Genomic DNA, 24760 nt, shown 5'->3' with positions numbered 1-24760 from the left:
GCTCAGCCTGCCTTTGCCATCTGCATCAAGGTGACACGTTGCTGAAGCCGGCGCTGTGCCTGGTCGACGACGACGGCGACGATGATGACGAGGCCCTTGATCACCATCTGCCAGAACGAACTCACGCCCATCATCACCAACCCGTCCGAAAGAATGCCGATGACGAAGGCGCCGACGATGGTGCCGCCGATCGTGCCGCGGCCGCCCGACATCGAGGTGCCGCCGAGCACTGCCGCCGCAATGGCGTTGAGCTCGAAGCTTTCGCCCGTCGCCGGATGCGAGGCCATCAGCTCGGACGAGATGATCAGGCCGACGATCGCCGCGCAGAAACCGGAGAACATATAGACGAACATCTTGACCATGTTGACCCGGACGCCCGAAATCCGCGACGCCCGTTCATTGCCGCCGACGGCGAAGATATGGCGACCGAGTGGCGTGTACTTGGCGAGATAGGCGGCTCCCAGTGCAACGACGATGAGGATCCAGATCGCCACCGGCAAGCCGAGCAGCCGGCCTGCACCGAGGAAGCCGAAGCCGGTGGTGCCAAGCTCCGGCTTGCCGACGAGGTTGGGAAAGGTGCGGCCATCCGACGACAGCAGCGCCAGGCCGCGCGCGACATAGAGCACGCCGAGCGTGGCGATGAACGGCGCGACGTTTAGCCTGGTGATCAGCAAGCCGTTGACGGCGCCGATCAATATGCCGACGGCAAGCGTGATCAGCGCGATCTCAAAGACGTTGAAATAGATGGTGTAGCCGATCTGCAGGTCGATGCCGTTGAGCACGAGATACCCGGCCACCATACCGCACAGGCCGACGATCGAACCGACCGAAAGGTCGATGCCACCGGTGATAATGACGAAGGTCATGCCCATCGCCAGGAACGCATTCAGCGCCACGTGCTTCGACATCAGGATCAGATTGGCGGTCGACAGGAAATTAGGCGCCGCGATCGAAAAGAAGATCAAGACGGCGATCAGCGCGATGAAGGTTCTCGCCTTCATCAGCGTCAGCAGCAGCGAGCCGCTCGAGACGGAGGGGACAGCCGCCTTGGCCGGGATGTCAGTCATGGGCGGTTTTCTCCGTGTGCGGGGTCGGCCCGTGGCCAAGTGCCGAGGCGGAGACAAGGGCTGCCTCCGTCGCCTCGGAGCGATCGAACATGCCCGTCAGTTTTCCGTTGCTCATCACCGCAATGCGGTCGGACAGCGCCATCACCTCATCGAGATCCGAGGTGGCGAAGAGAATGCCCAATCCATCGCGCGACAGTTTGCGCATGGTGCGGAAGACGTCGGCCTTGGCGCCGACATCGATGCCTCGGCTGGGTTCGTCCATCAACAGCACCTTGGGCCCGGTGAGCAGCGCCTTGCCGATCACCACCTTCTGCTGGTTGCCGCCCGACAGCGACGACACCTCTTGCGCCGGGTCGGCGACCCTGATCGCCAACTCCCGCACCACCTGCGTCACCGCCTGCCTTTCGTCGGCGCCACGGATGTGGAACAGGCGGGCAAAGCGCGACAGGCTGGCCAGCGTCAAATTGCTGGCGACCGAAAGGATCGAGACAAGCCCTTCGCGCTGGCGATCCTCGGGGATCAGCGCCAGCCCGCGCCGGATGCGCCGCGTCGTATCGCGCTCCTTGACCTTTCTACCGCCAATGAAGATGTCGCCGGTAGAATGGCCGTGGCGGCCCATGATGCAGTCGAACAGTTCGCTGCGCCCGGCGCCCATCAAGCCGTATATGCCGAGGATCTCGCCGGCACGCAGCGACAACGAGACATGGTCAACGGCAAGTCCGCCGGTGGCACGAGGCAGGCAGATCTCCTCGGCACGAAAAATCTCTTCGCCCGGAAGATGGCCGTCGGCCTTGGCGAAGTCCTTGGCGTCGGAGCCGATCATCTGGCGAACGATCCACTGCGTGTCGACGTTCTTCATCTCTTCCTGGCCGGTGATGCGGCCGTCACGCAGCACGGTGATGTAGTCGCCGATGCGGATCAGCTCTTCGAGCCGGTGCGAAATGTAGACGATCGCCACGCCGCGCGCCTTGAGGTCGGCGATCACCTTAAACAGGATCTCGACTTCCGCAGCACTCAGCGCCGAGGTCGGTTCGTCCATGATCAGGATGCGCGCGTCGAGCGAAACCGCCTTGGCGATCTCGACCAGTTGCTGCTGGCCGATACGCAGATCCTCGACCAGCATGTCGGGCCGGATGCCGGCCTGCAGGCGTTCCAGAAATTCCGCAGCGCGGTTTTCCTGTTGCGCGTGGTCGATTTTGCCGAAGCGGTTGGTGATTTCCCGGGTGGCGAAAATATTCTCGGCGACGCTCATATTGCCGAACAGGTTCAGCTCCTGGAACACCATGCCGATGCCACGGTTCACCGCGTCACCGGATGACGAGAAGGAAACCTCTTCGCCTTCCAGCAGGATGCGGCCGGCGGTCGGCCGTTCGACACCGGCGATGATCTTCATCAGCGTCGACTTGCCGGCGCCGTTTTCGCCGACCAGCACGTTGACCGCGCCCTTGCGCACCTCGAAATTGGCGCGCTTGACCGCAACGGTGCCGGAATAGACCTTGGAGACGTCCTCGAGCTTCAGAATGATTTCGCGCTCCGCGATCGCGCTCATGGCTTCGGCCCGATCTCTGCCTCCGCCGGCGTCACCAGCGGCAGGTCCTGGCCGCTCCCCAGCGTATAGGCGCCGAGCACCTTGGCACTGCGGCCTTCCAGCGCCTCGCGCGGCAGCTTGGAAAGCACCGTCTTGTCGGCATAAGCGTTGAAAGCCTTGCCGAACTGGGCGAAGTCGATCTGGTTGGTGAAGTCGTTGAACTGGATGAAGTCCAGGCTGTCGCGCAGCGCGGTACCGCGCACCGCCGGTCCGATCTGCACCCGTGCATCGGCTTTGCCGTCGCCGTCGACATCGACGTCGACCGTTGCCGCACGCGACTGTGTGTTGGCCGCGATAATCTTGCCTTCCAGCCGAACCGCGAAAGTCCAAGGCGAATTCGCCTGCTTGTTCGGATTGCCGTATTTGGCGCCGGCAGCCGCTGGGTCGGTTGTCGCCAGTGTGTGAACCTGCGCAAACGGTCCGGCTTTCTGCTGGAGATAGGGCACGACCTTTGCCGCCCATATCTCTTCGACCATCTTGTCTGGATTGAAGGTGGCAGCGTTGTTGCCGTCGTCCGATTTCGTCGGCAGGATCTTGCAGGCGGTCAGGCTGATGCCGACCATCACGGTAAGGATCGGCCAGTTCGGCTTGGTGTTCAGCATGGCGGCCTGTCGTTCAGCATCGTGGGCGGCCCACGGAAAATGGCGGCGAGGGGCGATCCTGGGTTCGCCCCTCGCTATTCAAATCACGCTGGCTCAGTTCGTCAGCGCGAAGGTCTCCAGCTTGGCGGCATTGTCGCCATTGACCAGAACGCAGTCCATCAATTGCTTTTCCTTGGCCGGCGACTTCTTGTTCTTGATGAAGTCGTTGGCCTGCTCGACCGCCATCTGCGCCTGCGCGAAGGCGGGCTGCAGCACCGTTGCCTTGATGCCGCCCGAGGTGATGGAGTCGCGAACATCGTTCGATCCGTCGAAGCCGACGACGATGACATCCTTGCGGTTCGCCGCGGCAAGTGCCGCATAGGCGCCCATCGCCATCGTATCGTTGCCGGAGATCACGCCCTTGATGTCGGGGTTGGCCTGCAGGATCGATTCCATCTTGGAATAAGCTTCCGTCTGGCTCCAGTTGGCCGACTGCTGGGCGACCATCTTCAGGTCCGGATAGTCGTCGATGACGTCGTGATAGCCCTTGGAACGAATGCCGGCATTGGTGTCGGATTCCTTGCCGACCAGCTCGACGAAATTGCCCTTCTCGCCCATCAGCTTGACGAATTCCTGCGCGCCGAGCTGGGCGCCCTGGTAGTTGTTGGAGACGATCTGCGCGACGGCGACGCCGGTGGCGTTGATCTCGCGGTCGATCAGGAAGGACGGAATGCCTGCGTCCTTGGCTTTCTGTACCGCGGCGACGGTGGCGTCGGCGCCGGCATTGTCGAGGATGATCGCCTTGGCGCCGCGGCCGATCGCGGTGTCGATCAGCTCGGACTGCTTGTTGGCGTCGTCGTCATGGACCAGCACCAGCGCCTCGTAGCCGAGTTCCTTGGCCTTGGCTTCGGCGCCGACGGCTTCCGCCTTGAAGAACGGATTGTCGTGCGAGGGCGTGATGATGGCGATGAGATCCGCCGCGTAGGCGGGCACGGCCGTGCCAAGCGCCAGCATGCCGGCGAAAGCCGCAAGCGTCATTCTGCGTGTAAGTTTCATGAAGTCCTCCCGTTTGAAAAATTGCCTTGGTTACCCAAAGCATCTGTCGGCATCCGAATTCGTCAGGCGGCGCGGGCGGCGGATTGCTTCCGGGCTAAAGAGCCGTTTGCCGGCTTCCCCTCCACGGATCGTTGCTCCCCAGCCATCCTCCACTCGCCCAGGCATCGTACTCCTGCGAAAACCCTGTCGATCCGAGCCATGAACAGCTAAGCCAACTGGTATGATGAGTTAACCACGAATTCAGGTGATATGTACCTGATGAGCTACGATGCCGAGCGTCGCAACGGTACGGCGACGTCGCGGCGCTGCGGCAGCGCCTCTCCTCTTCAGGTGATACGCTGAATGCTGGCGGCGATCTCTTCCGGCTCGAACACGCGCTTCCAGTCGTCCCGCATCAGCACCGGCTTGCCGAACTCGATCGCCTTGTTGCAGGCATCCGAGAAAACGCCCTTGGTCTCGCCGAAAATGACGGCGCCCAGCACGTTCATATGGCCGAGCAGGAAGTCGAGCGCCGCCTGCTGGTCGACGCCGCGTGCCACGACCTCGTCGACGGCTTCCTTCATGACCACCAGCAACGAGGCGCACACCGTCTCCGAAAGCCCGGGTTCCAGCAGCGCCATCTGTTCGACGCTGACGCGGTGCGAACGCATGACCGGCGCCCAGATGATCTTCGCGATCGCCTCGCCCTTGGCGTAATCCTCTTCCGGCCCCTGCATCAAGGCGCTGACCATATGCTGCTTGGCCTTGACGCCGCCGAAATAGTCCTTCTTTGCCGCCATGTCTGTTTCGTCGTTGAAGATCGGCGGATGGCAGGGGTGGGTGACGAAATAGGTGAGGTCCGGTCGATTCGGCAGGTGGCCGGCGAAGGGTGCCGCCGCGTCGAGCACCACCACCATGGTGCCCGGCGCCAGCTTGCTCTCGATGCTGCTCGCCACCTTGCCGATATGCGTGTCGGGAACGGCCAGGATCACCACATCGGCGCCCTTGAGCGCTTCGTCGGCGCTGACCGCATCGAAACCCAGCCCGGTCTTCAGGCGCTCCTTGCCGGCATCGCTGACCTCGACATGGCGTATTGTGTAGGGCGACCCGCGAAAATTGGTCGACAGGCGGTAGCCCATTTTCCCACCGGCACCGAACAGCGCAATCGTTGTCATTTGGTCACTACTCCTGATCTCAGCGGACGGTATCGCCCGTCGTCAACTGATCAACTGGTATAATCACGCTACCAGATTTTGGCAATCCGATAATGACCATGCGATGCGTTCGCCGCGTCATCGGCTGCCGCCGGCAAGCTCCAGCACGAGAACAATGGATGGCGCGCTCGGGATATGACCTCTAGATCACCAGAAGAAGCCCGCGCTTGCCCGCTGAGTGCGCATGAGCGCTGCTCTGCCATCCCCAGAAATAGGAGGCATGTGATAAGGGTCGGAGGTCGGGCCGGGCGCTACTTCAAAAGATCGACCAGCATGTCGAAAGCCGCATCGATATCGCCGCGAACCGCCGCCTGAACTGCCTGCTCGTCCCGGTCGCGCAGGGCCGCAAACATCTGTTGATGGTATGTGTTCGCGGTCGAGTAGGATCCATGCAGCATATTGAAATAGGGGCTGATCTGCAGCCATAGATCCTTGATGATCTTGAGCAGGGTTTCGGATCCCGCTGCTCGGTAGATTGCGAAGTGGAAGGTATAATTCGCCCTGAGATAGGCCTTTACGTCGTTCGCGCCATTCGCGCGTTCCAGTGAGTCCAGATCGCGCGCGAAAATCGCAAGGTCCGCATCACTGCGGTTCTGTGAGGCCCAGCCGGCGGCGATGGCCTCTATCTCAAAACGTACATTGCGCAAATCAGTGAGCCGCTCGCGGCTGAGCGCCGGAATACCGATGGAGCGCCCGGATACTACTGTCAGCGCGTTGGCTGCCGTCAGGCGCCGCAGCGCTTCCCTGACCGGCATCGGACTGACGCCAAAGGCGTCGGCGAGGCTCTGAACCGTGACCATCTCGCCCGGCACGATGCTGCCGTCGAGGATCAACTCGGTGACCTGGTTGTAGACCCGGTCCTGCAGAGTTTCCTTGGACAGTGGAATGATCTCGACACCAGGCTTCCTGAACGCCGATCCAGCCATCTCCGGTCAACCTTCCCGCCCATGGGCGACACTATTGCTTGTGCCGGAATGCAAGGTTCGTGGTGCCACGTCAAGCGGCCGACATAGCCCGTTTTGATATAAACGATTTCATCATTGATATTTGATCAAATCATGATACGGTCGCTGGCATCGAATGACAAGGGTTTACGTTTTGTGCCCTTGGGAGGCATTCGGTCGTTCTGTTTGGGAGGAGTTCCACATGGGTATCGGATCGAAAGTCCGGCGGCTCGCGCTGCTGGCCGGCATGGCTGCGTGCGCCTTCGGCCTGTCCGCCGCGCAGGCCGCCGAGAAGCACAAGATCTTTCTCAGCATGAGCTACATCGGCAATGATTGGCAGGCGGAGGCGGCCAACATGGTCAAGGCCATGGCCGCTCATAAGAGCCTGGCCGACAAGGTCGACCTGCAGGTCCAGGTCGCTGGCCCCAACGCGCAACGCCAGATTCAGCAGATCAACGCAATGGTGCAAAGCGGCGCCGAAGCCATCGTCGTGTATCCGATCTCGCCGACCGCGCTCAACCAGGTCGTCAAGAATGCCTGCGACAAGGGTGTGAAGGTCTTTGCGTACGACGCCGAGATCACCGAGCCTTGCGCCTACAACGTCCACATAGACCAGCTGGAAGCGGGCAGGGTGACCGCCGAATGGCTGGTCAAGAAGCTCAACGGCAAGGGCAACATCATCGCCATCACGGGCGTCCCGGGAACATCCGTTGACGATCAGCGGACAAAGGCCGCCAAGGAAGTCTTCGCCAAGTATCCTGATATCAAGATCGTCGGCGAGGCTGTCGGCATGTGGAGCCAGGCGGTCGCCCGCACCGAACTTTCGAAAATCCTGGCCACCCGCAATTGGGACGACATCAACGGACTGTGGATGCAGGTCGGCTGCTTCACCGCCAACTCGATGCAGCTCGAGGCTGGCAAGAAGACCAGCGAACTCCTGCCTTGCGCCGGCGAAGGTTCCAATGGCGGCCGCATCCAGATGCTGCCGGAGGGCACCGAAGTCGAAGGTGCCGCTCCTCCTTATGCACCGGCGGGCGCACAACGCATTTCCTATGCCTCGCCGCCTTATTCGGGTGCGCTGGCGCTGAAGCTTGCCGTCGAGGCGATCGAAGGCAAGGACGTGCCGAAGACCACCATCCTGCCGCTGCCGGTCGTTACCAATGAGACGATCAAGCTGTGCGACGAAGGCACATGGGCGGAGATGAAGGCCGGCTGCAACGCCTTCAAGCCGTCGCTGGTCTCCAATCCGGGCTGGTTTGCCTCGATCTTCTCGGACCAGACACCCGAGGTCGGCCTTAATGCTGCCCTCGTCGGACAACCGGAGAACTAAGCCTCCCAAGGCCCGTGTGACGATGCACGGACAACTGTCCGTGCGTCGTCAATCCATGCCAAGCCGGCGATCGAGGACAATGACAGAACACTCCGAGCTCCCCGCCGTCGAGATCGACGGCATCAGCAAGGCGTTCGGCCCGACCGTCGCGCTGGACGGCGTGTCGTTTGCGATTGCGCCCGGCAGCGTCCATGCCCTGCTCGGTGAAAACGGAGCCGGTAAGTCGACACTGGTGAAGCTGCTGTCCGGGCTGGTCCGGCCGAGCCAAGGCCATGTTCGTGTCTTCGGCAAGGAGATCGCTTACGGCGCACCGCGCGCAGCACATGCGCTCGGCATGCAGACAGCATTCCAGGAGATGACCCTGGTGCGCGATCTCTCCGTGCTCGACAACATGCTGCTGCCTTACGCCCCCGTCGGCATCTCCGGCCTGATCCGCCGCGGTGCCGCCCGCAAGGCCGTCCGCCGCCATATCGAAGATCTCGGTTTTTCCGTCGATCTCGATGCCGAGGTGAGCGAGCTCGAGCTTTCGGTGCGCCAGAAGATCGAGATCGCGCGCGCCGTCTACCGCAAGCCGCGCATCCTTTTGCTCGACGAACCGACCTCGACGCTCGCCGGACGCGACGTCGACTGGCTGGGCGACATCATCGCCAGGCTGAAGACCGCGGGTACAACCATCGTCTTCATCACCCACCGCATGCGCGAGGTCCGCGCTTTTTGCGACACGCTGACGATCCTGAGAAACGGCCGCCACATCGTCACCGCGCCGGTCGCCGATGTCTCGGATGCCGACGTCATCGAAAAGATCATCGGCCGCAGCATCGAGCAGACCTTTCCGCCCAAGCCGGACAGCGCCCAGGCCTTCGGTCCGTCGGTTCTGGGCGTGCGCGACCTCAAGGTGGGACGCAAGCTCGACGGCGCCGGCTTCGATCTGCGCAAGGGCGAAATCCTCGGCGTCGCCGGGTTGCAAGGCATGGGCCAGCAGGATCTGTTCCTGGCCTGCTTTGGCATGGCCGAGATCGAGCGCGGCCACATCCTCGTCGACGGCCGCAAGGTCTGGCTCGGTTCGCCGGCCGATGCCTTGCGCCCCAACATGGCCATCGGCCTGGTGCCGGAAGACCGCAAATCCGAAGGCCTGTTCCTGAAATTGTCGGGCAGCCAGAACGCCACGCTGCCGGTGATATCGCGCTTCACACGGCTAGGCCTTGTCGACGCGCAAGCCGAGACCCGCTCCGTCGAGGCGGCATTCGCCACTGTCGAGGTCGACCGCCGCGCGCTGTGGACGCGGGCCGGTGCGTTTTCCGGCGGCAACCAGCAGAAGATCGCCATCGCCAAGTGGCTGGTGGCGCAGAGCCGCATCCTGCTGTTGTTCGATCCCACCCGAGGCATCGACGTCGGCACCAAGCACGAGCTTTATGTGATGATGCGAAACTACGTGGCTTCGGGCGGTTCGATCCTGCTGCACTCGACGGAGATCCCCGAACTCGTTCACCAATGCGACAGGGTGCTGGTCCTCTATGACGGGCGCATCGCCGCCGAACTCGAAGGCGACGCCATCACCGAACCGGCCATCATGCGCCCGGCGCTCGGCCATGCCGGGGAAGCCGCCGCATGAGCAGCGCAGCAGCCTCATCCCTTGTTCCCGGCGGCTTCGGACTGCGCCGTGCGCTGATGCGCAATCGCGGCGCGCTGATCGCCGCGGCCGTCCTGGCGATCCTGCTCTTCGTCGTCGACTGGATCAGCGCCGGGCCGCTGACCTATTTCGATGTGTCGTTCCTGTCGAGCGGCGGCGCCACCTCGGCGCTCGCGGCGGTCGGCCAGACGATCGTGATCCTGTCGGGCGGCTTCGACCTGTCCGCCGGCGCGGTGATATCGCTGGTCAATGCCGTGCTGGCATCGAGCATGGATCCGATGGCGCCAGGCGCAAGCATCCTCCTGTGGACGGCCGTCGGCATCGGCGTCGGCATGGCGGTGGGCGCCTTCAACGGCTTCTTCATCGCGGTGCTGCGCATGCAGCCGATCGTGGTGACGCTGTCCACCATGTTCATCCTGCAAGGCGTCACGCTGCTGGTGATGGACAAGCCCGGCGGCTTCGTGTCGCCCGATCTCGGCACCTTCTATCTCGGCGACGCGATCGCCGGCTGGCTGCCGATGCCGCTGGTGGTGATCGGTGTCGTCCTGCTCGCCTGGTTCTGGCTGAAGGGAACCCGCTTCGGCACAGCACTCTACGCGCTTGGCAGCGATCCGGAGTCGGCCGCTTCCGTCGGCATCAATGTCGTTCTGGTGCGCTTTGCCGTCTATGTCATCGCCGGCGGCTGCTATGGCCTTGCCGGCGTGTTCATCAGCGGCCAGACCGGCAGCGGCGATCCGCTGGTCGGCAATCCGCTGCTCTTGTCGATGTTCGCGGCGGTCGTCGTCGGCGGCACGCGCCTCGGTGGCGGGCAGGGCGGCCCGGTGGGCTCTGTCTTCGGCGCCTTTATCCTGATGATCGTGGTGAACATCCTGCTGGTGCTCAACGTATCGGCCTATTATGCGACCATTGCCGAAGGCACCATTCTGGTGCTGGCGGCACTTGCCGGCTCGATCTCGCATGCATCGGTGCTTGCCGTGCAATTGCGCGCCGCGCGTGCCCGGTTTGCCGCCTGGCGCGCCGGCATATTGCCCTCGCAGCTCGAGCGCGTGGACCGGCGTCTCAAGATCGCCGAGCCAGCCCATGCCCAGCGCAGTCCGGCATCGCCGCGCCCTGCCTTCCATCTGCGCAATGCGGAAACGCTGCGCTATGCGCTGCCGGCCTATGTCTGCCTGCTGCTCATCGTGCTCGTCACCCAGATCTGGCTCGGCCGCGCCATCCTCAATCCGGGATACTGGAATTCGCTGCTGGTGCTATCCTCCTTCCTAGCCGTCCTGGCGCTCGGGCAGGGGACCGTCATCCTGACCGGAGGCCTCGATCTCTCCGTGCCGTGGACGATCGGCATCTCCGGCATCATCCTGGCGGGCATGGTCAACGGCTCCGACGCCGCCCTTGTCTACGCCTTGCCGGTCGTCCTGGTGATGGCCTGCGCCATCGGCTTCGCCAATGGTTTCGGCATCGTCTATCTCGGCATCTCGCCGATCGTCATGACGCTCGCCACCAACGGCATTCTGCAAGGCTGTGCGCTGCTCTATTCGCAGGGAACGCCGGCCGGGTTTTCCTCGCCGATGCTGCGCTGGGTCATGACGGCCAAGCTCGCCGGCCTGCTGACTCCAATCGTGCTGCTGATGGTCGTCTTTGTCGTCGCGGCGGTACTCCTGCTTGGCCGCACCCCGTTCGGAAGGCGCGTCTACGGCATCGGCAACGGGCTGCGCGCGGCGCGCTTGTCGGGCATCGGCGTCGAGCGCACGCTCATCCTGGTCTACATGCTTTCGGCCGTCTGCGCGGCTGTTGTCGGCGTCATGCTGACCGGCTTTTCGGGTCAGGCGAGCCTCGGCATGGGCGACGACTATCTCTTGCCGTCGATCGCCGTGGTGGTGGTCGGCGGCGCGCTGATCACCGGCGGGCGCGGCCACTATCTCGGCATGCTCGGCGGCGTGTTGTTGCTGACGGCACTGCAGATGCTGCTCGCCGGCACCACGCTTCCCTATGCCACGAGGGCAATTCTTTACGGACTGGTCGTTCTGGGCGCCGTCATGGCGCTGCGCGAACGGCGGCTGCAATGAGAAGGACAGGACCATGAGCACAAGGGCGCCGGCATCGGCAGACGAATTTTTGACCGGACTGAAAGGCCAGCGCGTGCTGGTGACGGCGGGCGCAGGCGGCATCGGGTTTGCCATAGCCGACACGCTGTCACGCCTCGGCGCCCGCATCGTCGTCTGCGACGTTTCCGACGAGGCGCTGGCCGCTGCTCCCAGCAAGATCGACCTGGTCGCGGCGGTCAAGGCCGACGTCTCGCGCGACGAGGACGTCGACCGTCTGTTCGAGGCGGTCGAGAAAAAACTCGGCGGGCTCGATGCGCTGATCAACAATGCCGGCATTGCCGGGCCGACCGGCGGTGTCGACGAGATCGATCCGGCGGACTGGCGGCGCTGCATCGACATCTGCCTGACCGGCCAGTTCCTGTGCGCTCGGCGCGCGGTGCCGCTGATCAAGGCGGCGGGCGGCGGTTCGATCGTCTCGATGTCGTCGGCCGCCGGCCGCCATGGCTACGCCTTCCGCACACCCTATTCGGCGGCCAAGTTCGGTGTCATCGGTTTCACGCAAAGCTTGGCCAAAGAGCTCGGGCCGCACGCCATCAGGGTCAACGCCATCCTGCCCGGCATCATCGAGGGCCCCCGCATCGAAGGTGTTATCTCGGCGCGCGCCAAGCAGGTCGGTATCAGCCACAAGGAGATGACCGGACGCTATCTCCAGAACATCTCGCTGCGTCGCATGACCAGCCCCTATGATGTCGCGTCGATGGTCGCCTTCCTGCTCTCCGATGCGGGGATCAACATTTCCGGCCAGTCGCTCGGCGTCGACGGCAACGTCGAAACACTTTGAGGAACAAACCATGGCCAATGTCGCGATCGTCGGAAGCGGGTTCATCGGGCGGGCCTGGGCGATCAGCTTCGCCCGCGCCGGCCATGACGTGCGGATGTGGGACCAGTCGCCCACTGCCACAGGTGGAGCCCGCGACTACATTGCCGGCGTGCTCGGCGATCTCGCCGCGAACGATCTTCTGCGGGGACAGCAAGCCGGTGAGGTTCTTGACCGTATCTCCGTTGTCGCCGAGCTTGAAGAGGCGTTGGCAGGTGCCGTGCATATCCAGGAGAACACGCCCGAGAATCTCGAGGTGAAGCGCAAGGTGTTCTCCTTGATCGACACGCTTGCCGATCCGCGAACAGTCATCGCCAGTTCCACCTCGGCGCTGTTGCCGTCGAAATTCACCGACCATCTGCAAGGGCGGCAGCGCTGCCTGGTCGTGCATCCGATCAACCCGCCCTATCTCATTCCGGCGGCCGAAATCGTGCCGGCGCCGTGGACCTCGGCCGAGACGGTCGAGAGAACCCGCGCCTTCCTCGTCGACGCCGGCCACGCGCCACTGGTCATGCAGCACGAGCTTGACGGCTTCATCATGAATCGCCTGCAAGGCGCATTGCTTGAGGAAGCTTTCCGGCTTGTCGCCGATGGCTACGCCAGTGTCGAGGATGTCGACATCGGCATCCGCGACGGGCTGGCGCTGCGCTGGTCGTTCATGGGGCCGTTCGAGACCATCGATCTCAATGCACCCGGCGGCGTGCGCGACTATGTCGAGCGCTATCAGGGCATCTATTCCAACATCTTTCCCCAGACGCAGCGGCGCGTCGACTGGGCCGGCAAGGTCATCGACACGGTCGAGGCTGATCGCCGCAAGCGACTGCCACAGCAAAGCCTAGGCGACCGGCAGGTGTGGCGTGACCGCCGGCTCATGGCGCTCGCCGCCCACAAGAGAAAATCGGATCAGGAGTTTGGAGAATGACGCAAACCAGTCGCAAGCCGGGACCTGCACGGACCAGGGGCAAGGTCATCATCACCTGCGCGGTGACGGGCGCCATCCACACGCCGACCATGTCGCCCTATCTGCCGATCACGCCCGACCAGATCGCTTCGGAGGCGATCGCGGCGGCGGAAGCCGGTGCCGCGATCCTGCATCTGCATGCCCGCGATCCGGAAACCGGCAAGCCCGACCAGACGCCGGAGGCCTTCGCCCGCTTCCTGCCGCGCGTCAAGCAAGGCACCAACGCCGCCATCAACATCACCACCGGTGGCAGCCCCTACATGAAGGTCGAGGAGCGCGTGCGCCCGGCCGCCCAGTTCAAGCCGGAAGTAGCCTCGCTCAACATGGGCTCGATCAATTTCGGGCTCTATCACCTGGCCGACAAATACGAGACCTTCAAGTTCGATTGGGAAAAGCCGCATCTGGAAGCGACGCGCGACCTCGTCTTCCGCAACTCATTCAAGGACATCGAGTACATTCTGGCGACCTGCTACGACAACGGCACGCGCTTCGAGTTCGAGTGCTACGACATCGCCCATCTGTACAACCTTTCCCACTTCGCCGACCGTGGGCTGGTGAAGCCGCCTTTCTTCGTGCAGTCGGTGTTCGGGCTGCTCGGCGGCATCGGCACGCATCCAGAAGACGTCGCCCATATGAAGCGCACTGCCGACCGGCTGTTTGGCGACCAGTTCCGGTGGTCGGTGCTGGGCGCCGGCGCCAGCCAACTGCGCATCGCCGCGCAATCGGCGGCCCTTGGCGGCAACATCCGCGTCGGGCTGGAGGACAGTCTGTGGGCGGGCAAGGGCAAGCTTGCCAAATCGAACGCCGAGCAGGTCTTGCTGGCCCGCAAGATCATCGAAGGGCTCGGCATGGAGGTGGCGACGCCCGACGAGGCACGCGAAATCCTGTCATTGAAAGGCGGGGACAAGGTCGCTTTCTGAGGCGGCCCGAGCAATCGCCGCGAGACGCAAAACGGAGGAGGACGGCATGAAGATCGAAGTCGTGGTGGACGTGAAGACCACACTGGGCGAAGGACCGCTGTGGGACGTCGAACAGGAACGACTCTACTGGATCGACAGCTTCGACGGGCGCGTGTTTCGGGCGACCGCCGACGGGCGCGAGATCCGGTCATGGGACGTGCCGATGAAGATCGGCTCAATGGCGCTGCGCAAGGACGGCGGCGGCGCTGTCGTCTCGCTGCAGCGCGGCTTCCATCTGCTCGATTTCGCCACCGGCGAGGTGACGCTGATCCACGATCCCGAGCCGGACAAGCCGATGAACCGGCTCAACGACGGCAAGGTCGACCGGCGCGGCCGTTTCTTCGCCGGCTCCATGGATACGATGGAAGAGGGGCCGTCCGGCGGTCTCTACAGGCTCGATCCGGATTTTTCCGTCACCCGGATCGATTCCGGCATCATCTGCTCCAACGGTCCATGCTGGAGCCCCGACGACCGCACCTTCTATTTCGCCGATACCTGGACCGGCGAGATATGGGCCTACGACTACGATATCGCCACCGGTGCCGCCACCAACAGGCGTACCTTCGTGCGCGTCGACACCAGCCGAGGCGGTGCGGCGGACGGCTCGACCGTCGATGCCGAGGGCTATCTCTGGAATGCGCTGGTCTATGACGGAAGGCTGGTGCGCTACGCGCCCGATGGCAGCATCGATCGCATCATCGACATGCCGGTCAAGAAGATCACCAGCGTCATGTTCGGCGGACCGAAGCTCGACACCCTCTACGTCACCTCGATGGCCAAGCCGCCGCTGCCGCGTTTTCCCGGCGACGGCGTTTTGCGCGGCAGCCTGTTCGCCATATCAGGCCTTGGCGTTAGGGGCGTTGCGGAACCGCGCTTCGGCGGCTGACGCCAGGCAAGCGAAGCGCCGGTAAAATACGCAGATCAGGCCTTGGCGCAGGAATTCGGGCAAGTCTGGCAATTGATGCCGAACGTGTGCATATACAGGCATACATATATCCATGCAGAGGGGTTTCCGTTAGGCTGAGCGCCCCGCGTCAAACGGGAGCATCGATTGCCAGGATTTGCGGAAAGCGTGATGCAGGGGCCGCGAACCGTGGCCGAACAGGTCGCCAATGTCCTGCGCGAAGCGATTGCCAGTGGCACCATCAAGGCGGGCACTTCGCTGCGCCAGGACGAATTGGCCGAGCAGTTTGGCTTCAGCCGCATGCCCATTCGTGACGCCCTTCGCCAATTGGAAGCCGAAGGCATTGTTTCCATCCATCCGACAAAAGGCGCGCAGGTCGCCCGGATGGACAGCGCCGAGATCAGTGAAATCTATGCACTGCGCGAATTGCTCGAATGCGAGGCGTTGCGGCTTTCGCTTCCCAATCTCGCCGGTGACAGGCTCGACGAGGCGGAACAGGTTCTCGATCAGATCGACGCGGAGCGCAATGTCGGCCGATGGGGCGCGCTGAACCGTGCCTTTCATCTGGCTCTCTACGATGCCTGCGGCAACAATCGATTGCTGGCCTTAATCGAGGCGCACCACAATGCCGCCGATCGCTACGTCCGCATCCTGCTGTCGAACCTGGACTATCGCAGCCGCTCGCAGACGGAGCACCGCGATCTGCTGGCCGCCTGCCGGTGGCGCGACGGCGACAGGGCCATAGGCATTCTGAGGCAGCATCTTCGCGAGGGAAGCGAGACGCTGGTCAGCGCGATCAGGGAAGATGGCCTGTCGCGAAAATCCTGACGACATGGCTTGAGTTGCCTCTGCGCACGATCACTGCCACATATTGCAACATCGCTACTCGATCCGAGGATCATCATGTCCCCCGACAGCAGCCTGCCGGCGCGCGCCCTTGCTCCACGTCGCCACGAAGAGATCCTGCGGCGGCTGGGCGCCCAGGGGTCTGTCAGTGTCGCCGAACTGGCCGGGTTCTTCGATGTCTCGCGCGAAACCATCCGCCGTGATTTGAAGCTGCTGTCGGATAAGGGACGGCTCGGCATCGTCCATGGCGGCGCCGCCCGCTTCGAGCCGAGCGAACCGGCAATGAGCTTGCGCAGCCACGAAAATGCCGGAGGCAAGGCCGCGATCGGCAGGCTGGCCGCCGGTCTTGTAAAGGACGGCATGGTGGTGTTCCTCGATTCCGGCACCACCACATTGGCCGTCGCACAAGCCATGGCCGACCTGCGCGATCTCACCATCTGCACGGCGAGCCTGAAGATCGCGCTTCTGCTGTGCCACGTCTCAGGCATGCGCGTGCATGTGCTGGGTGGCGAAGTCGATCCCGGCGAGGAAGCAGCCTCCGGCATCGACATGCTCGAAGCCATGTCGCGCTTTCGCGTCGACATCGCGTTCCTCGGTGGTGGCGCGCTGTCGCCCGACGGCGAGGTGACCGATTTCACCCGCGCCGGCGCCGAACAGCGCAGCCGCATGATCGCGCTTGCCGCCAAAACCTACTTCGTTCTCGACAGCAGCAAGTTCGCAAAGCTGACGCCGCTCAGGATTCCGAATTTTCAACGCGCCGCCGGCGTGATCGTCGACGCGAAACCGCAGGCTGACATCGCTGAAGCGCTTGCGCGCAAAGGGCCTGAGCTGATGATTGCCTCTTTGATGTGATATTTTGTGGTATTTTGTGTTGATATTTGGAATTCGGCTGCTATGATCCAACCGGTGTCAAAACGGCAGGATGTCCCATGGCAAACGAATTCCCTACGCAAGCGCGCGTCGTCATCGTCGGCGGCGGTATCATTGGCTGCTCGGTCGCCTATCATCTGACGAAGCTCGGTTGGACCGATGTCGTGCTGCTCGAACAGGGGCAACTCAGCGGTGGCACCACCTGGCACGCCGCAGGGCTTGTCGGCCAGTTGCGCAGTCATTCCAACATGACCAGCCTGATCAAATACTCCACGCAGCTCTATGGCGAGCTGGAGGCCGAGACCGGGCTCGCCACCGGTTGGAAGAATTGCGGCTCGCTATCGGTGGCGCGGACCGCCGACCGCATGACGGTGCTGAAGCGCACGGCCGCATCGGCTCGCGCCCAAGGCGTCGAGATCGACGTGATTTCGCCGAAGGAGGCGGCCGATCTATGGCCGGTCATGGCGACCGACGATCTGGTCGGCGCCGTCTGGCTGCCGGGCGACGGCAAGGCCAATCCGACCGATCTCACGCAATCGCTGGCCAAGGGTGCGCGCAATCGCGGCGCGAAAATTTTCGAGCGGGTCAAGGTCACCGGCATCAGCATGAAGAACGGCGTCGCCTGCGGTGTCGAGACGGACCGCGGCAACATTGCCGCCGAGATCGTCGTCAATTGCGCCGGCCAGTGGGCGCGCAAGGTCGGGCTGATGTGCGGCGTCTCGGTGCCGCTGCATTCGGCCGAGCACATGTACATCGTTACCGGCAGGATCGAGGGCGTGCATCCGGACCTGCCGGTCATGCGCGACCCCGACGGGTTCATCTATTTCAAGGAAGAGGTCGGCGGCCTGGTCATGGGTGGCTTTGAGCCGCACGCCAAGCCGTGGGGCATGAATGGCATTCCCGAAAATTTCGAGTTCGCGCTGTTGCCGGACGATTGGGATCAGTTCGAGATTTTGATGGAAAACGCGCTGGTCCGCGTGCCGCAATTGGCCGAGGCCGAGGTCAAGAAATTCTACAACGGTCCCGAAAGCTTCACGCCGGACAACAATTTTCTCCTCGGCGAGGCGCCGGAACTGAAGAATTTCTATGTCGGCGCCGGCTTCAACTCCATGGGCATCGCCAGCGCCGGCGGCGCGGGCAGGGCGCTGGCGGAATGGATCGTCAACAGCGCGCCGACCATGGATTTGTGGCCGGTCGACATCAGGCGTTTCGCCTCCTTCAACAACAATCCGCGCTGGCTGCATGACCGTGTCAAGGAAACGCTCGGCTTGCATTACGCCATGCCGTGGCCGAACCGTGAACTGGACACGGCGCGGCCGTTCCGCCGCTCGCCGCTCTACGACCGGCTCACCGCCAAAGGTGCCTGCTTCGGTTCCAAGATGGGCTGGGAGCGGGCCAACTGGTTCGCGGCACCAGGAGAGAAGACCGAGAACGACTATGCCTTCGGCCGCCAGAACTGGCACGAGGCGGTCAAGCGCGAGATGAAGGCGACACGCGAAGCCGTCGCCGTCTTCGACCAGACCTCTTTCGCCAAGCTCCTCGTGCAGGGCCGCGATGCCTGCGCCGTGCTCAACTGGATCTGCGCCGGAAATATCGACGTACCGGACGGTACGTCTGTTTACACGGGCGTGCTCAATGCACGCGGTGGCTATGAGAGCGATCTCACCGTTATGCGGCTCGGCGCGGAGAAATTCCTCATCGTCACCGGGTCCGCACAAGCTGTCCACGATGCCGACTGGATCGTCAAAAACATTCCGTCCGACGCGCATGCAATCGTGACCGACGTCACCTCGTCCTACGCGGTGCTGGCGTTGATGGGACCGCGATCACGCGATCTGCTGGGCAAACTCTCCTCGGCCGATCTTTCCAACGCCGGCTTTCCCTTCGCCACCATCCGCGAGATCGATATCGGCTATGCCACCGCCTATGCCAACCGTATGACCTATGTCGGCGAACTGGGCTGGGAACTGATCGTGCCGACAGAATTCGCCGTCGGCGTCTATGAGGCGTTGCATGAGGCGGGCCGTGAATTCGGTCTGCTGGACGCCGGCTATTACGCACTCGATGCCTTGCGCATCGAAAAGGGTTTTCGCGCCTGGGGCAGGGAGTTGACGCCTGATATCGACCCCTGGCAGGCCGGGCTTGGCTTCGCCGTGGCGATGGACAAGCCAGGTGACTTTATCGGCCGCGACGCGCTGGTTGAGACGAAGCCATCGGCAGCACCGGCAAGACGCGTCGTGCTGTTCACGCTCGATGATGCCGAGCCGATGTTGTGGGGCGGCGAACTGATCCTGCGCGACGGCAAGCCGGTCGGCGAAGTCCGCTCGGCCGCCTACGGCCACACGCTTGGCCGCTCGGTGGCGCTCGGCCTGATCGAGAACGAGGCGGGCGTCGACGCTGCATTTCTCACCGGTGGTCGTTTCGAGATCGACCTTGCCGGCGTTCGCCATGCCGCGACAGCACATCTGCGCAGCCCCTACGATCCGAAGTCGGAGCGGGTGAAGGCTGATGCGGTGGAGATCAGGGCCGCCGCTTAATCCGCTGACATCGAGCGCGCCATATCCAGGAAAGCCCGCACCAGTTTGCCGCCGCTGCGTTCACGCAGGCAGATCAACGCCTCGTCCATCAGGGTCTCGGGAGCATCGATGGTGATCGGCACCAGCCGCGAATCCTGGCCGAATTCGGCCGCCGAGACAAAGCCGATGCCGGCGCCCGAGGCGACGATCTCGCGGACGGCTTCGCGGCCCTCGGCTTCGATCGCCGGCCTCAATTCGATTTTCGAGGCGGCTGCGAGATCTTCGAGTTTCTGACGCGTCTTCGATCCACGCTCGCGCATGACCAGTGATTCCTGCGCGAGCTGCTTGAGGGTGAGCGACTTTTTCGCGGCCAGCGGGTGGTCGACGGATGCAAACGCGATGATCGGCGTCGAGTTGAGTTTCAGCACCTCGAAATCGCGCCCCGTCGGCACCTCGCCCAGCACGCCGATATCGGCATCGTAGCTGTAGAGGCTGCTGATCACCGTCTCGGTGTTGCCGGCGCGCACCGAAACCTGCACGCCGGGGTAGCGGGCCCGGAAGCTGCCGAGAATATGAAGCAGATGATGTGCGGCATCGGCGACGATGCGCAGCGTGCCGGAACGCAGGGCGCGGGACTCCGTCAGGAGTTCGAGCGCCTGTTGCTCGGTATCGAACATGCGGTGGGTTATTTCGAGCAATTTCTGGCCCGAATGGGTCAGCGTGACCTGCTTCTTGTTCCGGTTGAACAGCAGCACATCGTACTCTTCCTCGAGCTTGCGCACCTGGTCCGAGATCGCCGGCTGGGTCAGGAAGAGCGCCTCGGCGGCGCGAGAAAAGCCACCGCAGATGGCCACCTGGTGAAAGGCTCGCAACTGGACGTAGCGCATTTCCCGTGCCTCCGACACTTCTGAAATCACCACATCTTATCATAAGGACCGCTTAGGAAAAGATCGAAAGGAACGATTTGACTTATGTTTTGCCGACCCTCAGCCTGAGCATGGGTCGACATCCCTGCCGGCCGTTGGCACCGGAGGCGTCGCCATGCAATTTTCCATCATCCTGCTGCATCTGGCGGGTGCGGTCATGCTGCTGCTCTGGGCCGTGCATATGGTGCGCACGGGTGTCGAGCGGGCCTGCGGGCCCGCTTTGCGTGATGCCCTGAGGCAAGCCCGGGGTGAGCGGATCAAATCGGCCGGCGTCGGCACCGTGCTTGCCGTGCTGCTGCAGAGCTCGACCGCCGTCGCTATCCTGGCGGCCGGGTTTGCCGCCAGCGGCATGGTTTCGGTGTCGGCCGGGCTGGCGATCCTGCTGGGCGCCGATCTCGGTTCCGCCCTGGTCGTGCAGGTGCTGTCGTTCGACCTCAGCTGGCTTGTGCCGGCGCTGATCCTGGTCGGCGGCGCGATGGCCCTGAAGTTCGAAGTGGCTGGCATCAGGCATAGCGGGCGAATCCTGATGGGGGTCGCCTTCGTCCTGTTGTCGCTGCATATGATCGGCGAGGCGACCGCACCGATGCGGCAGAGCACCTTGCTGCCACTGGTGATCTCCTATCTGCGCGCGGACTATTTCACCGCCTTTGCCGCCGCTGCCCTGTTCACATGGCTGATCCACTCCAGCGTCGCGGCGATCCTGCTGTTCGTCACGCTTGCCGCGCAAGGCGTCTTGCCGGTCGAGGTCGGTCTGTTCTTCATCCTCGGCGCCAATTGCGGCGGCGCGCTGATCGCGGTTTGGCTGACGCGCGGCGAAGCCGTCGAGGCGCGCCGTATCCCGCTCGGCAATCTGATCTTTCGCGGCACGGCGGCGCTGGCGGCTTTGTTCGCGCTTCAGGCCGTGACCTTCCCGGCGCATCTGTTCGGCGCAACCGAAGGCCGCCAGCTGGTCAACCTGCACCTTGCCTTCAATCTGGTGCTGGTCATCTGCTGCTTGCCGTTCACCGGCATGATGGAGCGGCTGGTCGCCTTGTTGATCGCAGACAGGCCGGTGGCAAAGGCCGGAGAGGGTGGAGACCTGATGTCGCGCCGCACCAGCGCGCTCGACCGCACCGTCATGCGCACACCCGGTCTTGCGCTAGCCAGTGCCACCCGCGAGCTGCTGCGCATGGGCGAAGTCGTCGAGGTGATGCTGCGCCCAGTGATGGATTTCTTCGACGCCGGCACCGGCGACCAGATACGCCAGGCTCAAAAACTCGATGAGGAGGTCAACCGCGCCCATACCGAAATCAAGCTCTACATTGCCGAAGTCAATCGCGGCAGCATGAGCGTGGCCGAAGCGCAGCGCGGCATCGAGCTCACCGACTTCGCCATCAATCTCGAACGCGCCGGCGACATCGTCGCCAAGAACCTGCTCGTGCTCACCCAGGAGCTGCGTGACAAGAACCTGCGCTTCTCACGCGACGGCTGGAGCGAACTGGCCGGGCTTCACAACCGTGTCATGGCCAACATGCAGCTTGCACTCAATGTGCTGGTGTCGAGCGATCTCGATTCGGCGCGGCAACTCGTCGTCGAGAAGGAGCGGATGCGCAGACTGGAACGCACGAGCCACGACCGTCACCTCAAGCGCCTGCAATCGGGAATGCCGCAGAGCATCGACACCAGCGACATCCACCTGGAGGCCGTGCGGGCGCTGAAGGAGATCAACTCGCTGATGGCCTCGGTCGCTTATCCCTTGCTGACGCAGAGCGGTGATCTGCTGGAAAGCCGGCTGGCGAGAGGGGCTGCGGAAGTGAGGGCTCCTGCACTGGCCTGAGGACGGATTCCCGCCCGGCAGGTCATTACTAAAATCGATACATCGATACAAAATAACGATTTTACAAATAGATCATTCAGGCCAAGAATAAGGCCACATCGAACGCAGATCGAGCGGAGGACAACATGCTCGCCGAGACGAAATTTGCCGCGGAGCCGCTGGCCAGCCCGGCGCTGGGCGAGCCGTATCTTCTGACCCCGGGGCCGCTCACCACGGCCTATTCGGTCAAGCAGGCGATGTTGCGCGACTGGGGATCGTGGGACGGCGACTTCCGCGCCATGACATCGGATATGCGTCGCCGGCTGCTGGCGCTGACCGGGGACAGGAACGATGAGTTCGACTGCGTGCCGATGCAAGGCAGCGGTTCTTTCTGCGTCGAAGCGATGCTGGGGTCGTTCGTGCCCAGGGACGGCAAGGTTCTTGTGCTGGCCAACGGCGCCTACGGCCTGCGCGCCGCGCAGACCATGCAGTATCTCGGCCGCGCCTATACGCTGATCGACAAGGGCGACTATCTGCCCCCGCGCGGCGACGAGGTGGCAGCGGCCCTCGCGGCCGACCCTGATATCACCCATGTCATCGCCATCCATTGCGAGACCAGTTCCGGCATCCTCAACCCGGTCGCTGAAATTGCCGAAGCCGTCCATGCCAAGGGTCGCAAGCTGCTGGTCGATTCCATGAGTGCGTTCGGCGCCGTGGCGCTCGACGTCAACGAAATCCGCTATGAGGCGATGGTCTCGTCCGCCAACAAGTGCATCGAGGGCGTTCCGGGTTTTGGCTTCATCATCGCCCGCAAGAGCGAACTGGACGCCGCCAAAGGCAGGAGCCATTCGCTGTCGCTCGATGTCCACGCTCAGTGGGCGCACCTGAACAAGACCGGCCAGTGGCGCTACACGCCGCCGACGCATGTCGTGGCCGCCTTCCTCGAAGCACTGCGCCAGCATGAGGCCGAAGGCGGCGTCGCCGGCCGTGGCGCCCGCTATACGAGGAACCGCGACGTCATGGTGGCCGGCATGCGCGACCTCGGTTTCGAGACACTGCTCCGGGATCGCTGGCTGTCGCCGATCATCGTCACCTTCTTCAACCCGGCTCATGCCAGTTTCGCGTTCGACCGTTTCTACGACCTGATGAAGGACAAGGGCTTCATCATCTATCCGGGCAAGCTGACCGCCGTGGATTCGTTCCGCGTCGGCTGCATCGGCCAGATGGACGAACATGTCATGCGCCGCGTCGTCGAGGCGGCAGCGTTCTCGCTTCATGAAATGGGCGTCGACACCGCCGCCCCACCCGCCGCGGCACTTGCCGAACGCGCCAAACTCGCCGCCTGAAGCGGCCGACTTCGAGGATATCAGATGAACCAGATGTCTCCTGTCACCGTGTCGGTCAACGGCCGCACCTATGCCTGGCCGCGCGTGCCGGCGATCGCCATCTGCCTTGACGGCTGCGAGCCGGCCTATCTCGACGAAGCGATAAAGGCCGGGCTGATGCCGGCTCTGGTCAGGATCAAGCAGAAGGGCACGGTGCGCTTTGCGCACTCTGTCATTCCGAGCTTCACCAACCCCAACAATCTGTCGATCGCCACCGGCCGGCCGCCGTCGGTGCATGGCATCTGCGGCAACTATCTCTATGAGCGCGAGACCGGCAAGGAAGTGATGATGAACGACCCGCGCTTCCTGCGCGCGTCGACCATCTTCCAGGCCTTCTACGATGCCGGCGCCAAGGTCGCCGTGGTCACCGCCAAGGACAAGCTGCGTGCCTTGCTTGGCAAGGGCCTTGCCTTCGATGAAGGCCGCGCGCTGTGCTTCTCGGCTGAAAAATCCGACACCACCAGCAAGGCCGAGCACGGCATCGACAATGCCTCGAAGCATTTCGGGCTGCCGGTGCCGGAGGTCTATTCGGCCGAACTGTCGGAATTCGTCTTCGCCGCCGGCGTCCAGCTGCTGAAGGAATTCCGCCCCGACATCATGTATCTGACGACCACCGACTATGTGCAGCACAAATATGCGCCCGGCGTGCCGCAGGCCAATGCCTTCTACGAAATGTTCGACAAGTACCTGACCGACCTCGATGCGCTGGGTGCTGCCATCGTCGTCACCGCCGACCATGGCATGAAACCGAAGCACAAGGCCGACGGCTCGCCCGACGTGGTCTATGTCCAGGATATTCTCGACGACTGGCTGGGCAAGGACGCCGCCCGCGTCATCCTGCCGATCACCGACCCCTATGTCGTGCATCATGGCGCGCTGGGTTCCTTCGCCACCGCCTATCTGCCTGATGGCGCCGACCAGGCCGATATCATGGCCAGGCTGGCCAAGATCGACGGCATCATGCTGGTCGTCGACAGCCCGACCGCCTGCGAGCGCTTCGAACTGCCGGCCGATCGCATCGGCGACATCGTGCTGATCTCGACCGAGAACAAGACGATCGGCACTTCGGAACATCGCCATGACCTGGCGGCTCTGAACGAACCGCTACGGTCGCATGGCGGGCTGACCGAGCAGGAGGTGCCGTTCATCGTCAACCGCGTGCTGCCGGAATTGCCGAACGAGCCGACGCTGCGCAATTTCGATGCCTTCTATTACGCGACGATGGCGGCGGCGCTGGCGGGCTGAGCCAATGTCGACCCCCACTCCGCCTCGCTACGCTCGGCACCTCTC

General features: G+C 63.3%; 20 protein-coding genes. 13 read left to right on the top strand and 7 right to left on the bottom strand.

What is annotated here, in order from left to right; genetic code table 11:
* Positions 1-2: 2 nt before the first annotated feature.
* The 6 genes from M729_RS0131550 to M729_RS0131525 all read right to left on the bottom strand — a co-directional run bounded on the left by M729_RS0131550 (position 3) and on the right by M729_RS0131525 (position 6411).
* Positions 3-1067 (bottom strand): ABC transporter permease, encoded by a 1065-nt coding sequence (locus M729_RS0131550; RefSeq protein ID WP_032809713.1) that lies wholly within the window; start codon positions 1065-1067, stop codon positions 3-5.
* Positions 1060-2616 carry a sugar ABC transporter ATP-binding protein gene (locus tag M729_RS0131545; protein ID WP_027163942.1) on the bottom strand — a complete coding sequence of 519 codons (1557 nt, stop codon included), beginning with the start codon at positions 2614-2616 and terminating at the stop codon, positions 1060-1062. Before M729_RS0131545 ends, M729_RS0131550 begins: the two co-directional genes overlap by 8 nt.
* Complete coding sequence (locus M729_RS0131540; protein ID WP_027163941.1) at positions 2613-3257, bottom strand: DUF2291 family protein; 645 nt, start codon at positions 3255-3257, stop codon at positions 2613-2615. The genes M729_RS0131545 and M729_RS0131540 overlap by 4 nt, the downstream gene beginning before the upstream one ends.
* Before the next feature lie 93 nt (positions 3258-3350).
* Positions 3351-4292, bottom strand: coding sequence for a D-ribose ABC transporter substrate-binding protein (locus tag M729_RS0131535; RefSeq protein ID WP_024502459.1), 942 nt, complete (start codon positions 4290-4292; stop codon positions 3351-3353).
* Positions 4293-4618: 326 nt separating this feature from the next.
* Positions 4619-5446, bottom strand: coding sequence for a phosphogluconate dehydrogenase C-terminal domain-containing protein (locus M729_RS0131530; RefSeq protein WP_024502460.1), 828 nt, complete (start codon positions 5444-5446; stop codon positions 4619-4621).
* A 290-nt stretch (positions 5447-5736) separates the two neighbouring features.
* The gene (locus M729_RS0131525) at positions 5737-6411 is read right to left on the bottom strand and encodes a GntR family transcriptional regulator (RefSeq protein WP_027163940.1); all 675 of its coding nucleotides are present in this window, start codon (positions 6409-6411) and stop codon (positions 5737-5739) included.
* 220 nt (positions 6412-6631) lie between these two features.
* On the opposite strand from M729_RS0131525, the gene M729_RS0131520 reads away from it, so the two are divergent.
* From M729_RS0131520 to M729_RS0131475, 10 genes are all read left to right on the top strand, one after another.
* Positions 6632-7759: a sugar ABC transporter substrate-binding protein gene (locus M729_RS0131520; protein ID WP_013533052.1), complete on the top strand. Its 1128-nt coding sequence runs from the start codon at positions 6632-6634 to the stop codon at positions 7757-7759.
* 79 nt (positions 7760-7838) lie between these two features.
* Positions 7839-9371 carry a sugar ABC transporter ATP-binding protein gene (locus tag M729_RS0131515; protein ID WP_027163939.1) on the top strand — a complete coding sequence of 511 codons (1533 nt, stop codon included), beginning with the start codon at positions 7839-7841 and terminating at the stop codon, positions 9369-9371.
* A complete protein-coding gene (locus tag M729_RS0131510) occupies positions 9368-11452 on the top strand; it encodes an ABC transporter permease (protein WP_027163938.1) in 2085 nt (694 codons plus the stop codon). The genes M729_RS0131515 and M729_RS0131510 overlap by 4 nt, the downstream gene beginning before the upstream one ends.
* Before the next feature lie 13 nt (positions 11453-11465).
* Positions 11466-12272 (top strand): SDR family oxidoreductase, encoded by an 807-nt coding sequence (locus M729_RS0131505; RefSeq protein WP_027163937.1) that lies wholly within the window; start codon positions 11466-11468, stop codon positions 12270-12272.
* Between the two features lie 10 nt (positions 12273-12282).
* Complete coding sequence (locus M729_RS0131500; protein WP_027163936.1) at positions 12283-13230, top strand: 3-hydroxyacyl-CoA dehydrogenase; 948 nt, start codon at positions 12283-12285, stop codon at positions 13228-13230.
* Positions 13227-14189, top strand: a complete 963-nt coding sequence (locus M729_RS0131495; protein ID WP_013533047.1) for a 3-keto-5-aminohexanoate cleavage protein — start codon at positions 13227-13229, stop codon at positions 14187-14189. Before M729_RS0131500 ends, M729_RS0131495 begins: the two co-directional genes overlap by 4 nt.
* Positions 14190-14235: 46 nt before the next feature.
* On the top strand, positions 14236-15114 hold the full coding sequence (locus M729_RS0131490) for an SMP-30/gluconolactonase/LRE family protein (protein ID WP_013533046.1): 879 nt from the start codon (positions 14236-14238) through the stop codon (positions 15112-15114).
* Between the two features lie 189 nt (positions 15115-15303).
* Positions 15304-15960, top strand: a complete 657-nt coding sequence (locus tag M729_RS0131485; RefSeq protein ID WP_032809708.1) for a GntR family transcriptional regulator — start codon at positions 15304-15306, stop codon at positions 15958-15960.
* Between the two features lie 75 nt (positions 15961-16035).
* Complete coding sequence (locus tag M729_RS0131480) at positions 16036-16830, top strand: DeoR/GlpR family DNA-binding transcription regulator (RefSeq protein WP_024502478.1); 795 nt, start codon at positions 16036-16038, stop codon at positions 16828-16830.
* Positions 16831-16907: 77 nt separating this feature from the next.
* The gene (locus M729_RS0131475) at positions 16908-19385 is read left to right on the top strand and encodes an FAD-dependent oxidoreductase (protein WP_027163934.1); all 2478 of its coding nucleotides are present in this window, start codon (positions 16908-16910) and stop codon (positions 19383-19385) included.
* Here the strand turns inward: M729_RS0131475 and M729_RS0131470 are convergent.
* Entirely contained in the window at positions 19382-20251 is an 870-nt protein-coding gene (locus tag M729_RS0131470; RefSeq protein ID WP_013533042.1) for a LysR substrate-binding domain-containing protein, read from the bottom strand. The two genes, M729_RS0131475 and M729_RS0131470, sit on opposite strands and share 4 nt — an antisense overlap.
* Before the next feature lie 154 nt (positions 20252-20405).
* On the opposite strand from M729_RS0131470, the gene M729_RS0131465 reads away from it, so the two are divergent.
* The 3 genes from M729_RS0131465 (at position 20406) to phnA (ending at position 24715) form a co-directional block, all read left to right on the top strand.
* A complete protein-coding gene (locus tag M729_RS0131465) occupies positions 20406-22106 on the top strand; it encodes a Na/Pi cotransporter family protein (protein WP_027163933.1) in 1701 nt (566 codons plus the stop codon).
* Positions 22107-22231: 125 nt separating this feature from the next.
* Positions 22232-23431, top strand: a complete 1200-nt coding sequence (locus M729_RS0131460; RefSeq protein ID WP_027163932.1) for a 2-aminoethylphosphonate--pyruvate transaminase — start codon at positions 22232-22234, stop codon at positions 23429-23431.
* 24 nt (positions 23432-23455) lie between these two features.
* Positions 23456-24715 carry a phosphonoacetate hydrolase gene (gene phnA, locus M729_RS0131455; protein ID WP_027163931.1) on the top strand — a complete coding sequence of 420 codons (1260 nt, stop codon included), beginning with the start codon at positions 23456-23458 and terminating at the stop codon, positions 24713-24715.
* The last annotated feature ends 45 nt before the right edge of the window (positions 24716-24760 follow it).

Source organism: Mesorhizobium sp. WSM1293, assembly GCF_000513875.1.
Lineage (GTDB): Bacteria > Pseudomonadota > Alphaproteobacteria > Rhizobiales > Rhizobiaceae > Mesorhizobium > Mesorhizobium ciceri.
The sequence above is the reverse complement of the archived record's forward strand: the minus strand, read 5'-3'. Positions and strand labels throughout refer to the sequence as shown.